This is a genomic window from Pseudomonas sp. DCA-1 (assembly GCF_046523955.1).
Taxonomy (GTDB): Bacteria; Pseudomonadota; Gammaproteobacteria; order Pseudomonadales; family Pseudomonadaceae; genus Aquipseudomonas; species Aquipseudomonas putida_Y.
Genome location: NZ_CP169881.1, coordinates 2720221 through 2740165, shown reverse-complemented (window position 1 = coordinate 2740165; position 19945 = coordinate 2720221). Strand labels below are relative to the sequence as shown.

Annotated in this window: 16 protein-coding genes and 1 pseudogene; 13 read left to right on the top strand and 4 right to left on the bottom strand. The window is 61.1% G+C overall.

The genetic code is table 11. The features are described from left to right. The first annotated feature begins 217 nt into the window (after positions 1 to 217). The 13 genes and pseudogenes from ACE4QZ_RS12810 (at position 218) to ACE4QZ_RS12750 (ending at position 16722) form a co-directional block, all read left to right on the top strand. Positions 218 to 907 (top strand): histidine phosphatase family protein, encoded by a 690-nt coding sequence (locus tag ACE4QZ_RS12810; protein ID WP_021783807.1) that lies wholly within the window; start codon positions 218 to 220, stop codon positions 905 to 907. 2 nt (positions 908 to 909) lie between these two features. Then, on the top strand, positions 910 to 1746 hold the full coding sequence (locus ACE4QZ_RS12805) for a phosphatase PAP2 family protein (protein ID WP_021783808.1): 837 nt from the start codon (positions 910 to 912) through the stop codon (positions 1744 to 1746). A 216-nt stretch (positions 1747 to 1962) separates the two neighbouring features. Further along, positions 1963 to 2811, top strand: coding sequence for a type IVB secretion system protein IcmH/DotU (gene icmH, locus ACE4QZ_RS12800; RefSeq protein ID WP_021783809.1), 849 nt, complete (start codon positions 1963 to 1965; stop codon positions 2809 to 2811). Positions 2812 to 2824: 13 nt separating this feature from the next. After that, positions 2825 to 5002 carry a type VI secretion system Vgr family protein gene (locus ACE4QZ_RS12795; RefSeq protein WP_028698263.1) on the top strand — a complete coding sequence of 726 codons (2178 nt, stop codon included), beginning with the start codon at positions 2825 to 2827 and terminating at the stop codon, positions 5000 to 5002. Next, the gene (locus tag ACE4QZ_RS12790; protein WP_028698264.1) at positions 5002 to 5880 is read left to right on the top strand and encodes a DUF4123 domain-containing protein; all 879 of its coding nucleotides are present in this window, start codon (positions 5002 to 5004) and stop codon (positions 5878 to 5880) included. Before ACE4QZ_RS12795 ends, ACE4QZ_RS12790 begins: the two co-directional genes overlap by 1 nt. A gap of 14 nt (positions 5881 to 5894) precedes the next feature. Beyond that, positions 5895 to 8549: a T6SS effector BTH_I2691 family protein gene (locus ACE4QZ_RS12785; protein WP_028698265.1), complete on the top strand. Its 2655-nt coding sequence runs from the start codon at positions 5895 to 5897 to the stop codon at positions 8547 to 8549. After that, complete coding sequence (locus ACE4QZ_RS12780) at positions 8550 to 9656, top strand: DUF6708 domain-containing protein (protein ID WP_028698266.1); 1107 nt, start codon at positions 8550 to 8552, stop codon at positions 9654 to 9656. It begins immediately after the preceding gene. A gap of 260 nt (positions 9657 to 9916) precedes the next feature. Beyond that, the gene (locus ACE4QZ_RS12775; RefSeq protein ID WP_021783812.1) at positions 9917 to 11245 is read left to right on the top strand and encodes a hypothetical protein; all 1329 of its coding nucleotides are present in this window, start codon (positions 9917 to 9919) and stop codon (positions 11243 to 11245) included. A gap of 32 nt (positions 11246 to 11277) precedes the next feature. Then, positions 11278 to 13509, top strand: a complete 2232-nt coding sequence (locus ACE4QZ_RS12770; RefSeq protein ID WP_021783813.1) for an Ig-like domain-containing protein — start codon at positions 11278 to 11280, stop codon at positions 13507 to 13509. Positions 13510 to 13524: 15 nt separating this feature from the next. Beyond that, on the top strand, positions 13525 to 13998 hold the full coding sequence (locus ACE4QZ_RS12765; protein ID WP_021783814.1) for a curlin: 474 nt from the start codon (positions 13525 to 13527) through the stop codon (positions 13996 to 13998). 15 nt (positions 13999 to 14013) lie between these two features. Further along, a complete protein-coding gene (locus ACE4QZ_RS12760; protein WP_021783815.1) occupies positions 14014 to 15459 on the top strand; it encodes a curlin in 1446 nt (481 codons plus the stop codon). 159 nt (positions 15460 to 15618) lie between these two features. Beyond that, positions 15619 to 16266 carry a DNA oxidative demethylase AlkB gene (alkB, locus tag ACE4QZ_RS12755; protein WP_028698267.1) on the top strand — a complete coding sequence of 216 codons (648 nt, stop codon included), beginning with the start codon at positions 15619 to 15621 and terminating at the stop codon, positions 16264 to 16266. Between the two features lie 168 nt (positions 16267 to 16434). Further along, positions 16435 to 16722 (top strand): annotated as a pseudogene (locus ACE4QZ_RS12750) (hypothetical protein). Between the two features lie 123 nt (positions 16723 to 16845). Here ACE4QZ_RS12750 and ACE4QZ_RS12745 read toward each other — a convergent pair. The 4 genes from ACE4QZ_RS12745 to ACE4QZ_RS12730 form a co-directional block, all read right to left on the bottom strand. Continuing rightward, the gene (locus ACE4QZ_RS12745) at positions 16846 to 17106 is read right to left on the bottom strand and encodes a DUF1652 domain-containing protein (protein WP_021783818.1); all 261 of its coding nucleotides are present in this window, start codon (positions 17104 to 17106) and stop codon (positions 16846 to 16848) included. Between the two features lie 295 nt (positions 17107 to 17401). Next, entirely contained in the window at positions 17402 to 18289 is an 888-nt protein-coding gene (locus tag ACE4QZ_RS12740) for a pirin family protein (RefSeq protein ID WP_021783819.1), read from the bottom strand. Positions 18290 to 18385: 96 nt separating this feature from the next. Next, complete coding sequence (locus tag ACE4QZ_RS12735; protein WP_021783820.1) at positions 18386 to 19258, bottom strand: alpha/beta fold hydrolase; 873 nt, start codon at positions 19256 to 19258, stop codon at positions 18386 to 18388. Positions 19259 to 19279: 21 nt separating this feature from the next. Beyond that, positions 19280 to 19909 (bottom strand): LysE family translocator, encoded by a 630-nt coding sequence (locus ACE4QZ_RS12730; RefSeq protein ID WP_021783821.1) that lies wholly within the window; start codon positions 19907 to 19909, stop codon positions 19280 to 19282. Positions 19910 to 19945: the final 36 nt, after the last annotated feature.

The following is a 19945-nucleotide window of genomic DNA, read 5'->3' as shown; positions in this document are numbered from 1 at the left end:
GTTGATCTTGATAGGCCATCAAGAAGACAGCCGAATAATCTAGCGCGTTCAGAAATGTTTTGAAACCGGTTTCATTCTTACCCTCTCACCCGGTTTGACCTCCACCGCACACCCATCAGCGAAAGGCTTTTTTCACACCCGCCTCACCCTCTGCCGACATTCCACTGCCTACAGTGCCGACGCTCTCGCATGGAGCAAACTGACTGGAGTGGCAAACATGCTGCACGACCTGATCGACGACTCCCCCGCTTCACGGCTTGGGCCGATACACCGATGGCCTTGGGGAGCAGCGCAATGGGTGGTGTTGTGCCTGCTGCTCTTGCTCGGCGTAGCGGCAGCCTGGGCCCAGCAGCGCGCGGCCACCCCCAACCTGGGCAATCCGCATCACCTGCAGCACAGTGGGCTGTATACCGATTGGGCAAAAGGCTCGGTGATTGTCGTACTGCGCCATGCCGAACGCTGCGACCGCTCCAGTGATGCGTGCCTGAACGACCCCAGCGGGATCACCGTCGCGGGCAGGCAGGCGGCCACCGATGTAGGCCTCGGGTTGCAACACCTTGGCTTGGGCGAAGCTGATGTCTGGACCAGCCCAGAGGTGCGAACCCGGCAGACCGCACAAGCCATGTTCGGTAAAACCATCGCCACACGAGACTGGCTTAATCAATGTGACAGCCACTTTGCCGAAAAGGCCTTTGCCCTCAAGCGAAGTGGCCACAACCTCGTGCTGGTCAGCCACAGCGGCTGCATGGATCAACTGGAGCAGGCGCTCAAAGCGCCTTCTAGCGCAACATCGAACAGCTATGCCAGCGCCCTGTTCATCACGCGTGGCAACGATGGCAAGACGAAGGTGCTGGGCCAAATGGCGGCCAGTGAATGGCACACACTCATTGATGCCAAGGAACTCTGAACATGCCCTCCCGCGCCACCTTCTACCGCAACAACCTGCTGCTGCCACTATTGCTGGCCGCCATTGTGTTCATGGCCTTCGACCTCACAGACTTAGATCGCTGGATCAGCAGCCTGCTGCTTGACCCGGCCACTGGCCAGTTCCCGCTGCTGCACAACCCGTTATTCGAGAAAGTCACCCACAAATGGCCACGCATCCTGCCGGACTGGACAGGTGAACTGGCCGTCATAGGCAGCTTGCTCTCGTTCATCTGGCCGCGCCTGGCTAGCCACCCACAACTGGGCCTTGCCCGGGTACTGGAAAAGGTCCGTATTGCACCGGTGCTACGCTTTACCACCCAATATCGGCGCGACCTGTTGTTCGTGGTGGTAGCGTTCGCACTGAGCACCACCGTGATTCACTACCTGAAAAGCCATACCAGCGTGTATTGCCCTGTGGAAACCACGCTGTATGGCGGTTCGCAAGCCCGGGTCGAATGGTTCGAAAACTTCTCTTTATGGAGCAAGCCCGGCGATGGCCGTTGCTGGCCGGGTGGCCATGCGTCCAGCGGGTTTACGCTGTTGGCGCTGTATTTCGTGGCCCTGCGCCACCGGTGGGCGCATGCTCGCAAGTTGCTGGTTGCCATCCTGCTGATCGGATTCGTGTATGGCACTACCCGAGTATTACAGGGCTGGCACTATATGTCTCATACGTTCTGGGCCGGAATCTTTGTCTGGCTTACAACTTGGGCAACTGCATTGCTCTTCTATGGACGCATCGCGCTGCAGGCGGCTGAACATAGCCCAGTCCTATCTGATGCTGCGCCGCAGCACTTGAAGACGTGTTCAGAACAGTCATGAGAAAAATCAGCCCTATATAAAACATCATTCATTTCTTGACAGAAATAATTAGACAACAACTTCCAAAGAAACTTCCTACAATGCTTTAGGAATTTTCAATCTCCCACAAAAATTGATTCCTAGTTACTCTTCAGGCTTTCGCAACTGCTAATGCCCGACCGCATGGACGCGGGGGCCATCGCGAGTGTTTGAGCTGCCAAGAGACGAGGTTCAAGGATGCCCAAAGAGTCCGACCGCACTGGCAAACCAGTGCCCACCCCCCAAAAGCCAATCCTGCTCGAAGACATAAACGAAACCCCACCGCCTCCTGACGGCGCGGGTCCTGAATACGCAACCGATCTACCCGGCTACCCGGCCGATCCAGACTTTCAGCTACGCGGCGGCTACGACAACCTCATGCTCGACGCGGCAAGCCAGCTGTTCGGCCTGGTCATTCGCCTGCGCACGCTGGATGACCTGCCCAACATCCAGTTCGTGCACAAGACCGTGCAAACGCAGATCGGTACTATCCGCGAGGAAATGCGACAGCACGGCTATTGCGCGGTCCATCAGGAAGTCTATTCCTACGCCTTGTGCCTGCACCTGGACGAGGCCGTGATGACCCGCCCCTGGGGCCAGAACTCATGCTGGAGCCACGAACCGCTGCTGAGCATCTTCCACGACGAAACCCAGGGCGGCGAAAAGATCTTCGTGCTGCTCGAGCGCATCATGCAATCGCCAAAGGAATTCCAGGATGTGCTGGAGTTCCTGTACTTCTGCTTTTGCCTGGGCCTGCAAGGCAAATACGCCCTTGACCCCAAGGGCGATGAAATCCTCAGCGCGCTGATCAGCCGGATGCACAAGGTCATTCGCCAACTGCGTGGCCCCACGCCGGATACAGTGAGCGACCCCTATAGCAACGTCGTCCATTGCCCCCACCGTATGCGCCGCTGGCAGTGGCCCTGGTGGACCCCACTGGTCATCTCGGTCATCGCCATGGTCTGCGCCTACAGCTACTACAGCTACCGCCTCGACCTGCTAACCGCCGAAGTCGTCGAATCGCTCAACGCCATTCTGCAGCAGTAACGGGGGACGCCACATGCCCAGCCAATCCGATTTGCGCTTCACTTTCCAGCCGCTGGTTGGCCGAAGCGAGTTTGAGGTGGTGTCCTTCGAACTGGACGAAGCCATCAGCTCACCGTTCCGGCTGCAGCTGGAGCTGATCAGCTTCGAAGACGATGTCGACTTCGGCCAGCTCCTCGACAAACCGGTGCTGTTCACCCTCTGGCAGGATGAGCGCCCGTTGCGCTACGTGCACGGCCTGGTCAGCACCTTCAGCCAGGGAGAAACAGGCTTCCATCGCACCCGTTACCGGGCACTGGTCGAGCCCGTGCTGGCCCGCGCCGGGCTGCGCTCGAACTGGCGCATCTTCCAGCAGAAAACCGTGCCGCAGATTCTCGAGATCATGCTCAAGCGCCAGGGCGTGAATGCCTACGAGCTCAAGTGTCTCGACCCGCATCAGGTGCGCGAATTTTGCGTGCAGGCCGGTGAAACAGACCTCGACTTCATGGCCCGCCTGGCCGCCGAGGAAGGCATTGTCTACCGCTTCGAACACACGCCGAAACAGCACTTGCTAATCATCACTGACCGGCTGCTGGCGCTGGGCCGGATCAGCCGGGGGGCCATCAAGACCGATGATGAGGATGAAGGGTTTCACAATGACGACGTGGGCCCCGATCAGGTGCTGTACCGATCCGTTGGAGGCGGCGATCAGGCCAGGCCTTGCCTGCGGCGCTTGCGTTACAGCGAACAGGTTCGAACAGCGCGGCAGGTGCAACGGGACTACACCTTCACTCATCCGCAATACCGTCAGGAACACCAAGCGTACGACAATAGCAACACCCATCAATCGCTGAACTATGAGCGCTTCGACTACCCCGGCCGATACAAGCGTGATGCGGTCGGGGTTCCGTTCACTGCCACCCGCCTCACAGCCCTGCGCCATGATGCACGCATTGCCGAAGTGGAAGGCGACGATGTGCGCCTGCAACCGGGGCTGAGCTTCACCCTCATCGAGCACCCGCGTGAAGACCTCAACGTGCACTGGCGCACGGTCAGCGTGCATCACGAAGGCACCCAGTTCACCAGCCTGCAGGAAGAGGCCGCCGGCTCGCAGCAAGGCACCCGTTACAAACAGGAAGCATTGCTGGTTCCCGGCAGGACCGAATGGCGCCCGGCACCCCTGCCCAAGCCACGCATCGACGGCCCGCACATGGCGACGGTGGTCGGGCCCAAGGGCGAGGAAATCTATTGCGACCGATGGGGCCGTGTGAAAGTGAGCTTTCCTTGGGACCGGGAAAGCGAAAACAACGAATTCAGCTCCTGCTGGGTGCGCGTGTCGCAAGGTTGGGCGGGAGGCAGTTGGGGTTCGATGGCCATCCCACGCATCGGCCAGGATGTGATCATCCAGTACGTCAACGCCGACCCGGACCAGCCGATGATCACCGGGCGCACCTATTGCGGTAACCAGTTGCCGCCCTATGACCTGCCCGAGCACAAGACGCGCATGACCATCAAGAGCCAGACCCATAAAGGCGAAGGCTTCAACGAGCTGCGCTTCGAGGATGAACTGGATCGGCAGGAGGTGTTCATTCATGCCGAGCGGGACCAGAACAACATCGTCAAGCACGACGAAACCACACGCGTGGGTAACGATCGTACCGAACGCGTCGAACGAGACGAGACGATTTCGATCGGTCAGGACCGTCGCGAAGACATTGCCCGTGACGAGTCTGTTGGCATCGGCCAGAACCGGGTACACGAAATCGGCAACGACGACAGCCTGAGCATCGGCCGCAACCACAGGATCACCACAGGCAAGGACCGAATCGAACAGGTAGGGAACCACAGGCAGGACATCACCAAGGCAAACCACACGGTAGAAATCGGCGGCCACCGCGAACAGGTGGTTGCCGGTCACAGCACGTTGCAAACGGGCGAAGCCATCCGGCACACCACCAAGGTTTATGACATCCAGGTCAGCGAAAGCCTGACGATCCGCAGCCCCGCGGGGCTTCTGAGGGTCGACGGCGCCGGTATCACGCTGGACGGCCTGGCGCTGGCCTTCAAAGGGCCTGTCAGCCAGCAGGCTACGGGTAGCAATCGCGTCACTTCAACGTCTGGCGTACCAGCGCCGGGCGAGCCCATTTGCCTCAGCTGCCTGCTCAAAGCGATCGCCGACGGCCACACCATCATTCGCATGGAAGGAGCAAGCTGATGCCCAGCCCATTTGTCAGAGCAATGGTCGATGTGCTGCGGGCATCCGATCACTATCGCCTCAGCGCCATCGTGGAAATGGCCAACTTGACACCCGAGGTGCAGGAACAACTGACCGGGCACTACACGGGCCGCTGCTGGCCACTGCTGCAGCAAGCCCAGTTCAGCAACCTGCGGACAGCAGGCCCTTGGTTGTTCGGTTCGCGCCTCGGTTCCGATGTCTCGGCCCAGTACGACTTCCAATGGCAACTTGAACAAGGTGCTGCTGGCGCCGTGTGCGGCTGGATAGTCAGCGCGCTTCCCGCTGCCCGGCTCGCCGGACACTTGAGCCACGCCAACATCGTCACGGGCACGGACGGCCACTCGTACCTGTTGCGCTTCCACACCGCCGCGGCTCTGCTAGTGCTGGATAGGCACCGTGAGCTGCCTGGGGTAAGCGAATGGTTGGCCCCCATCCATCACTGGTGGGCACCCGTGGCACACCCGAGCAAGCGGTTGTGGATGCAGATATCCGGGGGTGATCAGCCTCACTCAATGCACTGTCCGCCAATCACGTTGAACGAAGCGTGTTGGGCCGAACTGGCGGGTGACCCGCTGAGCTATCAACTTGCCGAGTTGCTCAAGAACGAGCAGTCCTGCCCGACCTTGCACGCTGCCTGCCACGGCACACGGGTTGGGTTGATTCAGCACTATCTGGATCAGGCGCGCGCGCAAGGCCTGGGACGTGAAGAAGACCTTATCAGCTATGTGCTGATGCTGGCTCGCGGTGGCGAACAGCTCAGTAGCTCACCAGCCTGGCAGGAGGCGATTGCCGCCACGCGCGAGCAGCAGACATCCCTGATGGACAACGTGCAGCGCTGCCTGCGCACCAAGGACTGAGGCACAACACAACCATGGACTCACTCAACGAAACCCTCGAACTGTGTAGGCGCATCACCTCCGGCTACCGCCCGGCCCTGCGCAACAGCCCCGTCGCCGACTGCACCCGCCGCTTCGAACTGCTGCCCCTGCGCTACGCCGCCGTCGGCGGCAACCCGGCACAACGTGCCCGCCTACCCAAATTGCCGGGCTATCTCAGCCCGTTCCATGAGGTCGGCGAGCTGACCCATTCCAGCTACGCCATCCGCCCTTTGCGCGAGGGCTTTCTCTACCTGCTGATCAAGCGCCATAGCGCGCCGGCCTACGAATGGCACAGCCAATACCGCGTGGCGCCCAATGGTTCGCTGCTGTACATCAGCAGCGACGCCCCCTGGGAGACTGCCCCCAGCGCCGGCAATCTGGATGAGATCATTCGCGGTTTCGGCTGGACCATCACCCTCTACGACCTGGATGACATCCAGGAGCTGCGCCCGTTGTTCAGCCCTTCCCCGCTGACCCCGCGCATGCTCGACAACTACCTCCTGCTCGACGAGGAATACCGCAGCAGCCTGCCCTCGATCGATATCGCCCGCTTCATCCAGCCTTCCGACGCCCCGCCACAGCCCCACGTCCTCAAGCATGACCAACTGAACTGGGTAGCCGACTTCAAGGCCCAGGACGATGCAGACCTGCAGGCACTGCTGGACCTGCAGCCGTTCAACAACGACCAGATCGTCTCGCCGCACGCATCACGCCAAGCGCTGGCACCGCTGGTGAACCACAGCAAACCCCGTGGCGCCGCCATCGTCATCGAAGACGCCATCGGGATCACCCAGGAGCTCAACGCCTGGCGCAACGCCGCTGTCGAGGATGTGAAGACCCAGTGGCTGGAGCGCACCGTGGAACCCGGGGTCGACAACGAACGCAAGCTGCTGGTCGCGCAGTCGTTCCTGGAAATCGAAAAACTCTACCCGCAGATGGTGGCCGAGCAGATCGTCAAGCGCGAAGTCATGGCCGAAAAAGTCCGCAACCAGCCCCACCTGCATCCCGAGATCTACTTGTTCTCCGAACGGGCCAGGCAACAGGCCGATGCCCATGATGAACGCATGAAGCCCCACTTGGCGCAGTTCGAGCGCGAGGTCCGCAGCAAAGTCCAGGCCCGTCAGGATGCCGGCGAGTTCCGCAAGCGGTTCGACCAGAAATACGGCCACCTGGTCGACCGCCAGGCCATGCACGATCAGCTCGACGGTTTCGAGCAGGCCATGCAACACGCCCAGCAAGCCGCCGAAGACCGCGCCAAGGACCATGCCCGCTGGGTGGTCAGCGAACGCTTGTTGCAGGCACTGGACCGCTACGACAACGCCGACCTCATCAACGGCCTGGCCTTTGCCGAACAGACCGGCCAGTGCGTGATCGGCATGGAGTTGAGTGAAGGGGGTACGAAGGTGCTGGACCACTGGTGGCGCAGCGACGTGGCAGGCCGGGGCAACCTGGCAATACGCGGCATCACCTACAATCAGGAGGACCTGCGGGAAGAACTGGCGGCGCTGCTGGAAGCCGCCAAGGCCGAACCGTCGTCAGCGTCATCCTTCGCCCTGCCGGAAGCGCTTGCCAGGCAAGCCCATGCCGCTGCCAATGCCTTTGGGCGCATCAACACCCTGTACGAACAGATGCAGGCACAGAGCAGCACGGCCAGCATCGGCCTGTATGCCTGGTACGTCGCGCTGGGGCGGCAAGTGCTGCGCACCGCGACACCCAACAGCATGGACCGCGCACTGCACCAGGGTTTGCGGCTGACCTTGTTCGCTTCTGTGCATGAAACGGCTGTCGATATTCGCCTGAGTGAAGCTGCACGTAGCGGGCAGCCCTTCAACCCACAACGCAGCGCAGGCCAGGTATCAAGGTACCTCGACCAGGCCTGGGCTGAAGGGTTGATGCAGGCCCGTAACAGTGACTTCTACAAAGTGCGTGTTTCCGGGCTGGTGTGCCTGCTGGAGGGGATGCTGATGGCCTTCAAAGCGCGCGAACTGCCTGACAGTGATGCGCGGGTGAAGACCGAACTCCTGGCGGCCGCGATGACTACCGCTGCGGCGGGCTTCGAAGTTGGAGCCAGTTATGTGGATCAGGTGGTCGCGCGGTACGGCGCGAACAGTGTGACCGGACGAGGAGCAGCGGCCGCTTTAGGCCGCTTGAAAATTTGGGGCGCCAGTTTAGCTGGGACAGGTGGTTTCATACTGGCATGGTGGGATTTTATGGATGGCGTGCAAAATTACTCTCAAGATAGCGCACTGACAAAGTCTCGTTTATTGAGCGGCGCATATTTCACCCGCGCAATGGCGACGTCAGCCTTGTCTTTAGCCGAGTTAGGTACTGCCATCGCAATAGCCCGCCCGCTTTTCGAGCATTTGGCACAAAACGGTAGACACCGACTTTTAAGGGCGCTAAGTCAGTCACTGAGCGTGCTCTCCAGTACATTAGGTACAGCAACTGCTCGCCTTATGTTAGCACGACTGGTCCTCGGCGCTTTCTGGCTAGGACTAGCACTAACGGTAACCATTATTATTTTCGAAGATGATGCCTTGGAGAAATGGTGCAAACGTAGCACTTATCGCATTGACAAAAAATCAAGCACATTCACCGAAGAAGAAGAACTGGCAAATCTCCACTCGGCCTTCAGTGAGGTGCTATAAATGTATCTAATAGAATGGGGGTTTTGGAAACTATCGACTCAAGAAAATGCGAATACCAAGCCAGCGGACAAGCCGACAGCTGATGATTTATATGAAAGCGAACTAAACGAGGATATCCACTTCAACTCAGTCAGCAGCACCCCACGCACACGCGGCCCCATATTCACCTTCAATGATACCTATATGGAAATGAGGTGCGGCGGCTCGGAAGAAAGGCGTGGAATTATTACATTAATGACCTTGGGCGGCTTGGGCCCGATGACTTATGCATGGCTATATATAACGCTTGGCTCAGTTTACAGCACTCTTACTCAGCCTGAATTTCTTTCCCCCACCTCGATCCTGTTTAGCATATACATGCTATCCATCGGTGGCATGACCTACTATTTATATGCAAAATATGGATTTCAGTTGACAAGACTGGAAATACTAACCAGTCGCCACCTACTTGTCCGCTTCAACCGGAACACCCAGCAAGTTCATCTGCATAGACCGCACTATTGCGGTGGAATCGTCACCTTCCCTTGGAAAACAACCGGGAGCACTGGCTTATATCCAGAAGATGACTCACTCAGCATGGGCATGCGACTAGGCCTGGTCTGGCACCCCAGCCGCACCGGCCTGCCTCACATGGAGATGGCCCTGCTGGGCAAACAAGGCCAAGGCGGCAGCGAACTGCGTGATGAGTGGGAATTCATCCGCCGTTACATGGAAGAAGGCCCACACGCCGTCCCTCGCCCCCGCCTGAGCACCCAGCTACCCTCACCCATCCAGGCATTCAGCGCCCAGTTCGAAGGCCTTGGGCGTTTCTTCCGCAAAAGCAGCTGGCTGTTCAAAATTGCGCTGCTGTTTGTCTGGCCCGCCTTCGTCATCATCGGCACCGGCCACTGGCTCAGCCTGCTGCTGTGCTGGCGACCGCGCTGGCCGAAGGTCATCCGCGAGGCCGGCCTGCCCGGCAAGCCAGTCCCACCCGTGACAACCCTGAGCGACTACCCACCCGCAATCCAGGCACGCCTGCTCGCCAACGCCGACCGCTGGCAGCTCAAGCCCGGCAAGCGGCCGGAGAAAAAGTCACGCAAACCACAAGGCTCCAGATCGCAAGAATAACCGGCCGCGCCTACTGCCTGATCCTGACTGCATTCAGAACTCGGCTCTGCATCGAAAACCGGGTTGAAATTACCGGCCCCCAATCCCCAACCTTGGGGGAACGCTGCCCACCGCCAGCGGCTTGCAAAATCCCCCGCGGATAGGCTCGCCCCCTTGCCCCCCAAGGCCTGCAGCGCAACTTTCAGATATTGGCACAGCTCTTGCCGATCTCCTCCCAGACGCCCCAAGTCCATGGGCCCGTTTGCAGGAGGAATTGACTCATGCACCGACCGATACCCCACCCGCTGGCAGTGGCGATTTTCGCCGGCATGCTCCAGCTCCCGGCGCAGGCCGCCTTGAACGCTGTCGACCCAGGCGCTTACGTTCCTGCCAACGGTGGCTTCCCCGCCTGGTACCAGGACAGCCACGGTCGTACCCTCGACCTGTGCCTGACCAAGGCGGTCAGCTCCCGGGTCGCCGGCGCGCCCGGCGCACCTTCATACATGTGCACGCTGCTGCCCACGCCTGGTGTGTTCGACGATACCCAACCCATCGTCTTCCCCACCAACTTCCCTGACGAAGCGTTCTGGTTCACTGCCGACGCTGCAATCGTCGACGCCGCCCGTGGCATCGACCTCAGCTACGGCACCGCGATCGAAGCGGCATTCGCCGCCGAGGAGCCTGTCGAGGGTGACCAGGTCAGCTTCGCGCGGGTCCGTATCCGGGTCGACGTACCCACCGCGGGCACCTACGTGGTCACCCACCCCTACGGGGTTGAAGTGTTCGATGTACCCGCTGCAGGACGCCGTGCGATCAACATGACCCGCGACATCGGCATCGCCGGCGCAGGCGACTTCACCGGCGCACTCAAGGGCGATGTCGGGCCGTTCCTGCGCAGTGTCAACGGCCCCTACACCGAAGGCAACGAGCGCTTCATCGGCGACCCGAACCTGGAAGAGCAGGTCACCGGCAGCCCATTCAACACCAACTACGTACGCATCGAAGGCCCTGGTGGCATCGACCTGCGCACCGAGCTGTTCGCTGTCTCCGGCAAGCTTTCCGAAGTGGCCCTGCCAACCCCGCTGATGCCACAACGCAGCACTTACTCACGCCATACCGAGAACGGCGACCTGATCGCCCAGCAAGACATCTTCGTAATGGCCCCGCCACCTCCGGCAACTGTCACCCTGACCAGTCAAACACCCAACCTGAACCTTACCGAAGCCGATGGCACTGGCGCCTGGTACGGCCAGTCAGCCCTCAACCCGGCGGCCGGAACCATCGTCACACTGTCCGCTGACAACAGCGTGGCCGTCCCAACCAGCAGCCTGGCCACTACTGACCTGCCACTGACCGACCTGGTCACCATCACGCAGGCCCAGTACCGCTTGTCCACTGGCGAGCTGACCCTGGTGGCCAGCACCAGTGACGAAACCACACCTCCAGTACTTACCGCACATACCGGCAACGGCACGTTGATCGGCAACCTGGGCGGTACCGGCGCCGTGAAGACGTTGAGCATGACCCTCTCGCCCATTCCGCCAGCCAAGGTGCAGGTCACCAGCGCCAACGGTGGTAGCGACACCGAAGACGTGGTGCTGGTGCCATGAACAGACAAAGGCTCAGCCTTCAAGGAGGCAGCATGAACACTTGGTCGCGCCGTGCGCTGTTGGCCGCCGGTTTCTCTCTTACCGTTACCAGCGCCGCATTCGCCGCGCTGTCTGATGTCGACCCGGGGCCCTACACCTTCGCCACAGGTGGCTATCCGATGTGGTACAAGGACAGCCTCGACCAATCCCTGGAGCTGTGCCAGTCACGTGCCACCAGCACCCGTGCGCCAGGCGCGCCAGGGGCGCCGGCCTACATGTGCACCTTGTTGCCCGAGCCCGGTGTCTATGACGATGCCCTGCCGCTGGTATTTCCAGATAACTGGCCACCGGAGATGTTCTGGTTCCTGGCCGAAACCTCGATACCACAAGCAGGTAACAGCGGTTATGAGCTGGAGGTCTACGTTGCCGGTATTGAGGCAGCCTTCGCTGCTGAAAACCCGGTAGACGGTGATCAGCAGAGTTTCGCGCGCATCCGTATCCGCGCTTCGGTCCCACGCACCGGCACCTACACCATCACGCACCCTTACGGGGTGGAGACGGTCAACGTCACCACGGCAGGACGTCGCGCGATCAACATCACGCGGGACATAGGCATTGGCGCTCCGGGCAACTTCCAGGGGGCGCTGGAGGGTGCGATCGGCCCTTGGCTGAAGGGGGTTGGCGGGCCGTATACAGAGGTCAACCCTGACACTGGTACCACCGAAACCTACATCGGCGACCCCAATATCACCGAAGCGGTAACCGGTAGCCCCTTCAATACCAACTTCGTGCGCATCGAAGGGCCCGCTGGCACCATTCAGACCAACACGTTCACAGTGTCTGGCAAGGTGCTGGACCAGCGGGCACAAACCCCGGTCACCCTGGAGCGCGCCACGTACTCGCGCAACGGCAGCGGCACCCGCGTGGAAGTGTTCGCCAAGGCCCCGAATGAGGCCAGCCTGTGTATGCGCAATGGCCTGGCACTGATCGGCACGCCGCCTTCGCCTTGTCAGTTCACCCTGACTTCGGACAACAACGGTTTGTTCTTCAGCCAGCAGTTCAACCAGTCGGCGCCGCCAGAGGTGGTGGTTGTCACCGCCAGCAACGCAGTCGGCGGCACCCAGCCGACTGCGCTCTCGAGCAAGCTGAGCGACGTGGTCAAAGTCAGCACCGCACGCTATGACTGGGCCAACAAACGCCTGTTGATCGAGGCCAGCTCCAGCGACGAAGTAGCGGTCCCCGACCTGCTCGCCCAAGGCTACGGCCGCATGTCGAAATCGGGCACGCTGCAAAGCATCACGGTCAACGACCTGGCGCAACCGCCCGCCACCGTTACGGTCAAGTCTGCCCGCGGCGGTAGTGATGTGGAGCCGGTGATCGTGGTTGGCAACGCCCCGGTCGAGGCCGCCAACCAGCCACCGCTGGCCCAGGCCGACATCGGCAACACCAGTGTCGGTGTACCGATCACACTCAACCTGCTGCTGAACGACAGCGACCCGGATGGCGACGTGCCGCTGACCATCAGCGACCTGACCCAACCCGGGACCGGCCTTGGCGGCGTCGTGATGAACGGCACCACCTCGGTGACCTACACGCCGCCGAGCGGGGCCACACAACCGCTGGTAGCCACCTTCAGCTACCGGGCGATGGATGCCAAGGGCCTGAAGTCGGAACCGGCCACCGTCACCATCAACGTAGCGCCTAACCAGGCACCGACTGCCAACCCGGAGACCGTCGCCACCCTGGGCGTGCCATTGACCATCAACGTGCTGGCCAACGACACCGATCCAGAAGGCAACGTGCCGCTGAGCGTGACCAACATCACCCAGCCGGCCGCCGGCCGCGGCACGGTCAGCACCGACGGCACGACCGTAACCTATACCCCACCGGCCACTGTAACCACAGCCTTCACCACCACCTTCACCTACCAGGCACGTGACTCGCTGGGGGGGCTGTCCACCCCAGGTACGGTCACCGTCAACGTGTCGCCTCGGCCTGCCGCTGAAACCTTCGCCGTCACGACAGCCACAGTCACGGCGCGCTCCAACAACCGTTACAACTGGGACATCAGTGGCACCTCCTCGGTGACTACCGGCAATACCGTGACCGTGCAGGTAACCACTACTACCGGTGTCCAGACCTTGGGTACGGCCACGGTAGCGCTGACCGGCCGCTGGCGCCTGGTGGTCAGCAATAGCACCACGATCATCCCGACTGCGGCACCGACGGCGACGATCACCACCAGCCAAGGCACCACACGCACCGTCAACGTAATCGTGCAGTAAAAGCCGGAGGCTTCGATGAAACGGCTGTACTCCCTGTTGCTCTGCCTGGCCCTGGTGGGCCAGGCCTGCTGGGCAGAGGACCTGATGGACAATGCCGACCTCGCACCCGGCAACGACCTCGGTGAACCAGTGATCATCCGCCTGCTGCCGGCCGGTGCCGGCCAGGCTGCGGTGATCGAGCAACAAGGGTCAGGCAACCGCGCCGCCCTCGACCAGAACGGTCAGGCCCTGCTGGGCCGTATCGTCCAGTCTGGCGGTGCCCAGGAAGCGTACATCTTGCAGGAAGGCAGTGACCTGATGGCCATCATCAGCCAACAGGGAAATGGCAACAGCGCGTCGATTCGCCAGAGCGGCAGCAGCAACAGCGCCGCCATCGAGCAGATCGGCAACGACAACAGCGCCAGCATCGTGCAGTCCGGCTCGGGGCTCAACAGCTCCGTGACCCAGGCTGGCAATGGCCAGCATGTTCAGATCACCCAATACCGATAGACCTGGAGGCACCACATGTACAAGCTCGCTCCGTTAAGTGCCGCTATCGTCCTGGCCCTCGCAGGTCAGGCCATGGCTGCTGACAGCACCTCGTCCCAGACCCAGGACGGCAAGGAAAACATCGCCGAAGTCTCTCAGAGCCAGGCATCCTTCGCCTCCGCCACCCAGACCCAGACTGGCAAGGGCCACAATCACCTCGCCGTGCAGGCCGAAAGCACCAGCGATATTCAACAGAGCGCCACCGGCCAGTACAACGCCGGCTACGCTGAGCAACTGTTCGAGAACGGCAGCCAGATCACCCAGCAGGCCGCAGGCAGCTACAACGATGCCTTCGCCAGCCAGTCGATAGGGTTGAACAACGAGTCGCTGCAAACCCAGCAAGGCGTCGGCAATAGATCCACCGTGTGGCAGGACAGCCAGGAAGGCAGCAAAGCCACCAGCTGGCAATCCGGCCAGCGCAATGAGGCGTTCATCGAGCAGACCTTCGGTGGCAGCAACAATCGCAGCACCGTCAACCAGACTGGCCATGACAACTTCGCCACCACCGAGCACCTGAACCATGTCGGTGGCGATATCCAGATCTACCAGGATGGCCACGACAACTGGGCCTATGGCGACCAGCGTGAAGGCACCGGTGGCACCATTGCCATTGGACAGTACGGAGGCGGCAACTCGGTGGAAGTGTGGCAGGACACTCAGGTGGGTAGCCAGGCCTCCGTGGTCCAGACCGGCCAGCTGAACGAAGGCTATATCGACCAGAGCTTCGGCGTCAGCAACAAGGTCAGCCTGTCGCAGCAAGGCAACGCCAACGCCAGTTGGTCGGACCAGTTCGAGACCAACAATTCAAACACCACCATCACCCAGACCGGCAACAACAACCTGCATTTCACCTATCAGAATGGTGAAAACCTCAACCTCACCATCAACACCCAAGGCAATGGCAACAGCATCACCGCCAGTAACTGGAAAGGCGCCAAGATGGGTGGCCAGTTCGGTACCAACCAGAACGCCACCATCAACCAGACCGGCAATGGCAACGGCGTCAATCTGACCCAGAAGGGCGCTGACCAGCTGGCCACGCTGACTCAGACGGGTAAAGGCAACCAGATGTCGACCAAGCAGGATGACGTCAGCAACGAGCTGTACTTCGAACAGAACGGCACTGACAACATTCTGATCGCCGACCAGCGTGGTACCGACAACTATGCCTACGGCAGCAGCCAGGGCACCGGCAATACCATCACCCTCGACCAGTCCGGCTATAGCAACCAGAGCTACACCAACCAACTTTACGGAAGCGGCAACGAAGCCACCATCAAACAGACTGACAACATCAACGTCGCCTACGTGACCCAGGGAGGCCAAGGCAACATGGCGTTCGTCGACCAGAGCGGTGTCGCCCAATCCGCCACCATCACCCAGCTGGGCAACGCGAACCTGGCCACTGTGACCCAGCAGTAAACCGCTCCCCCTTGAACCGCGGTGCTCCTCTCCCTGGTGCCGCGGTTCCTTTTTCTGTTGTCCCGCCCTCTGCAATGTTTCGATCCGGTCAGCATGTGCAAGCCCTTGGGTTGTATCTGTCGAGGTACAATGGCAAACCGATCGAAGATGTGCAGCCGCATGATCCAGTCCGACCTCGACCTGTTCGGCCCCCAGCCGCAACCCCTGGCCAGCCATACCGTGCTGCTGCCTGGCTTTGCCCTGGCCGAAACCGAGGCGCTGCTCGATGCCCTGCGTCCGGTGTTGCGTGCCGCGCCGTTCCGGCACATGTACACCCCAGGAGGCCTGCGCATGGCAGTAGGGCTGACCAACTGCGGTACGTTGGGTTGGGTGAGTGATCAACACGGCTACCGATACAGCCCCAACGACCCACTCAGTGGCCAGCCCTGGCCCGCCCTGCCCCCGGTTCTGCTCGCGTTGGCCTCCCGCGCGGCAGCCATGGCCGGGTTTGACGGTTTCGTGCCGGATGCCTGCCTGGTCAACCATTACCTGCCAGGCACACGCCTGAGCCTGCACCAGGACCGCGACGAGCAGGATTTCGGCCAGCCGATCGTGTCGGTGTCGCTGGGTTTGCCAGCCGTGTTCCTGTTTGGCGGCCTGCAGCGTGCCGACAAGGCTCAGCGCATTGCACTGAGCCACGGCGATGTGCTGGTCTGGGGCGGCGAAGACCGCTTGCGCTTCCACGGCGTGCTACCGATCAAGCCCGGTGTCCATCCGCGCCTGGGTGAACGGCGGATCAACCTGACCTTGCGCAAGGCGGGTGCCTGAACAGGGTCAGTCCTCTGCCGCCCAGCGCAAAACAAGATAAACCCACATGAAACACATTGAACATCTTGGCCAGGCAAGCTTCGAATGATAAGCCGCCTACTTTTGTCTGGAGCCTGCCATGCCATACCTGCCTGGTTCTTCGAGCCGTTGCACCGGAGCCATGTACCGATGAAGATGCCTGGCCGCGCCCCCAATGCCTCGCTGCAGCTCGATTACGTACGCGACACCCTGTTCGGCCCCGTGGCGCAAAGTGTGGAATGCCAATGCCAGCTGGCCACCCTCAACCTGCAAGGCCTCCCAGGGCTGCGCTTGCACATTTGCCCCCCATTGCCCGACAAGATCGACCGCGCTCACAGTGTGGCCTTCGTCTGGGATGGACGGAGTTAGCATGGCGTGGTCCGTGACAAGGGTAAGTGCGGAGACGGTGGCCTGAACCTGCTGCTGGAACTGCAATAAGCCGAACAGCGGCAGCCGGTGCGGCGCTGATGGCTGCCAGGGCTGATACCTGCGCGCTCTATTCAGCAGCCAGAATGCAAGTGCCCGGGCCAGCCTGAGCTGACCCGGGCACGACAGGTGCGCTCAGGCAATGGCCTTGAGTGACGCCGGGTGGCTGTCACGCAGCGCATGCAGCTGCTCCACCAGGTTGACCAGATCACGGCAACTGTTGAGATCTTGCAGGGCGACCCCACTGAGGGTCACGCCTTGATCGAGATCCTGGCCCTGGCCCAGGCGGATGGTCAGGTTGGCGCCGTCCGGGCAGCTGACTTCACAGCGATCTGGCAAGCAGGCCTGCTCGATCATTTGCCGCATTTCTAGTATCGAAACGCCTATCAACGACATGGTACGACCCTCTCTGCGGGATGGCCTGTTGTTTGGGAGTACGCCTTTGTCGGGCGGGGCGCCAATTGATATTGCACATGCTCGGCCAGCTTTCCATGCGCCCGGGCAATGAGCTTGCGAGGAATCCTTTAGCACCTTAGTGGAAGATTCTCCGCGTGCGCCGTATGTTCGAATGCAATAGCAGACTTGACGACGAGTGGTCTCGGACGACAACGCATTGGCCAGGATCCAGCCGGGTCGCTGGGGAGATTGCCTGCCAGCGAAAGGCCCGGGGCAGGCCACCCAATCAACAGGATCAGTGCGCGGCACCTCCCCTCTCATCCTGCATCTGCCCAAACCGCCCGGCATGGAAATCATCGAACGACTCGGCAATCTCCGCCTGACTGTTCATCACGAACGGGCCGTAGCCGACAATCGGCTCATCGATTGGCTCACCGCTGAGCAGCAGCACACTGGCGCCGTCCAGCGCCTCGACGGCTACGTCTACACCCTCCCGGTCGAGCAGCACCAGGCTGGACGGGCCTGCTTCGCGCTCGCTATTGATTCGAACGTTACCACGCAACACCACCAGCGCCGCATTGCGACCGGCAGCAACCGGCAACTGCAGGGTCGCGCCGGCGTTGAGCCGCAAATCCCACACATCCATCGCCGTGAAGGTCCGCGCCGGCCCCTGGTGCCCATGGTAGTCACCAGCAATCACCCGCAAGCTCCCGGCATCACCGTCCATCGCTACCACCGGAATTTCGCCGGCCAGCAGCGTCTGGTAGCCGGCCGCTGCGCGCTTGTCCCGCGCCGGCAGGTTCACCCATAACTGAACCATTTCCAATGTGCCACCACTGCGGGCAAAGCCAGGAGAATGAAACTCTTCATGGATGATGCCGTTGGCAGCCGTCATCCACTGCACGTCACCAGGGCCGATCAAGCCGCCAGCACCGGTAGAGTCACGGTGCTCCAGTTCACCCTGGTAGACGATGGTCACCGTCTCGAAGCCGCGATGCGGATGCTGGCCTACACCGCGTCGGGCCTGGGTCGGGGCGAAATCATGCGGACCGGCGTAGTCCAGCAGCAGGAACGGGCTTATCCGGCTGGCCAGGTTGTCGTAGGTGAACAGGCTGCGCACCGGAAAACCATCACCCACCCAATGGGCGTGAGGGCTGCGGTGAATACCCAGAATCTTTTTCATGAGAAGGCTCCTCTCTTGGTTGAGATAACCTTATCAATGATGCCAATCAAGCGGTAGCTGACTAAAATGGCATGCTTCGTCCCACCTGCAGAACAGTCAAACCTGCAAGAAACCGAGCACCTGCTCGGCCGCCATGGCCGGGTCTTCCTGCATGAAACAGTGCCCACCGGGAACTTGCCGTGCGGTCACATTGCGGTTTAGCAGCGCCAGGCGATTCACCGAATGTGGCACAAAGGGATAGGTGTCTTCGCCATACAACACCCGTGTCGGCGTCCTGATTGCAGCCAGACTGGCCCACAAGCGTTTAGGGAACGAGCTGAAGATTTCCACTTCACGGCTGGGCCGGCACTTGAGCACCACAGCCTCGCCACAATCCCCGATGGCATGCTCGACATAGGCCTGCAGTGCCGCATGTGTCCAGCCTTTGAAGATGCCGCGCCCTTCCAGCGAAGCCAACGCCGACTCGCGATCGGGCCAGTGGCTGCGGCGGCTGGCAGCCTTGCGGGCCAGGCCGTGGCGCTGATGCAGGCCGACCAGGGCTGCCGCCCCCATCACGCCGATCATGCGTCGGCTGAACAGTACCGGGTCGAGCAGCACGGCACGTGCGAACAGTTGCGGCTCACTGCCCAGGATCAGCCCTGTGAGCACGCCACCGAAGCTGTGACCTACGGCAAACCGCTGTACGTCGCCATATTCGCCACGCCCGCCCTGAAAGGCCTCCACCGCCAAGGCAGCGGAGCGGTTCCAGCCGCGAAACACCCCGCCATGGTCACTGTCGCCATGGCCTTGAACGTCGCAAAGCCACAGGTCGAAATGCTCGCCCAGGCGCATCAGCAGCGGTTGATAGGTCAGGCAACAGAAGCCGTTGCCATGCAGGAAATGCAGCAGCGGTTTGCCACTGGCCGGGGTTCGCCAGCCACGCAGGGTGAAACCTTCGGCGCATTCGTGGGACCAGGGAATCAACTGCATGGGCTTACTGTACTCTCGGGGTCAGGAAAACGCTGATTCTACAAACAGCAGCGGGTACAGTGAAATCACCAGCAACAGGGCCATCACGACATTGAACAGCATCAGCCAGCGCGAATGCTGCAACAGGTTGCGCAGGGCGCTGCCGAACATCACCCATACCCCCACGCTCGGCAGGTTGACCAAAGCGAACAAGGCCGCAATGACGATCACGTTGGTTACATAGCCTTGCGCGGGTGTGTAGGTGGTAATCGCCCCCACCGCCATCACCCAGGCCTTCGGGTTGACCCACTGGAACGCCGCTGCTCCCCAGAAGCCCAGCGGTTTGCGGGCACTGGACGAGGCCGTGCCGACCGGCCCGGAAGTGGCGATCTTCCAGGCCAGGTACAGCAGATAGGCGGCGCCAGTGTAGCGCAGCACTGTGTACAGTGGCGGCCAGGCCTTGAACACCTCGCCCAGCCCCAGGCCGACGGCCAGTACCATCACCATGAAACCAAAGCTGATACCCAAGGCGTGAGGGACCGAGCGGCGCACGCCGAAGTTTACCCCCGAGGCCAGCAACATGGTGTTGTTGGGGCCTGGCGTGATGGAAGACACGAAGGCAAACAGCACGAAGGCGGTCAGCAGGTCGGCAGAGGCAAGCATGGCGGGCATTCCACTTTCTTTATAGGTGCTGTCACACTACCGGAG

What these genes read in the sequence shown, in the direction of transcription:
- ACE4QZ_RS12810 (WP_021783807.1), top strand. Translation starts at nt 218, where the DNA reads ATGCTGCACGACCTGATCGACGACTCCCCCGCTTCACGGCTTGGGCCG.
- ACE4QZ_RS12805 (WP_021783808.1), top strand. Translation starts at nt 910, where the DNA reads ATGCCCTCCCGCGCCACCTTCTACCGCAACAACCTGCTGCTGCCACTA.
- icmH (WP_021783809.1), top strand. Translation starts at nt 1,963, where the DNA reads ATGCCCAAAGAGTCCGACCGCACTGGCAAACCAGTGCCCACCCCCCAA.
- ACE4QZ_RS12795 (WP_028698263.1), top strand. Translation starts at nt 2,825, where the DNA reads ATGCCCAGCCAATCCGATTTGCGCTTCACTTTCCAGCCGCTGGTTGGC.
- ACE4QZ_RS12790 (WP_028698264.1), top strand. Translation starts at nt 5,002, where the DNA reads ATGCCCAGCCCATTTGTCAGAGCAATGGTCGATGTGCTGCGGGCATCC.
- ACE4QZ_RS12785 (WP_028698265.1), top strand. Translation starts at nt 5,895, where the DNA reads ATGGACTCACTCAACGAAACCCTCGAACTGTGTAGGCGCATCACCTCC.
- ACE4QZ_RS12780 (WP_028698266.1), top strand. Translation starts at nt 8,550, where the DNA reads ATGTATCTAATAGAATGGGGGTTTTGGAAACTATCGACTCAAGAAAAT.
- ACE4QZ_RS12775 (WP_021783812.1), top strand. Translation starts at nt 9,917, where the DNA reads ATGCACCGACCGATACCCCACCCGCTGGCAGTGGCGATTTTCGCCGGC.
- ACE4QZ_RS12770 (WP_021783813.1), top strand. Translation starts at nt 11,278, where the DNA reads ATGAACACTTGGTCGCGCCGTGCGCTGTTGGCCGCCGGTTTCTCTCTT.
- ACE4QZ_RS12765 (WP_021783814.1), top strand. Translation starts at nt 13,525, where the DNA reads ATGAAACGGCTGTACTCCCTGTTGCTCTGCCTGGCCCTGGTGGGCCAG.
- ACE4QZ_RS12760 (WP_021783815.1), top strand. Translation starts at nt 14,014, where the DNA reads ATGTACAAGCTCGCTCCGTTAAGTGCCGCTATCGTCCTGGCCCTCGCA.
- alkB (WP_028698267.1), top strand. Translation starts at nt 15,619, where the DNA reads ATGATCCAGTCCGACCTCGACCTGTTCGGCCCCCAGCCGCAACCCCTG.
- ACE4QZ_RS12745 (WP_021783818.1), bottom strand. Translation starts at nt 17,106, where the DNA reads ATGTCGTTGATAGGCGTTTCGATACTAGAAATGCGGCAAATGATCGAG.
- ACE4QZ_RS12740 (WP_021783819.1), bottom strand. Translation starts at nt 18,289, where the DNA reads ATGAAAAAGATTCTGGGTATTCACCGCAGCCCTCACGCCCATTGGGTG.
- ACE4QZ_RS12735 (WP_021783820.1), bottom strand. Translation starts at nt 19,258, where the DNA reads ATGCAGTTGATTCCCTGGTCCCACGAATGCGCCGAAGGTTTCACCCTG.
- ACE4QZ_RS12730 (WP_021783821.1), bottom strand. Translation starts at nt 19,909, where the DNA reads ATGCCCGCCATGCTTGCCTCTGCCGACCTGCTGACCGCCTTCGTGCTG.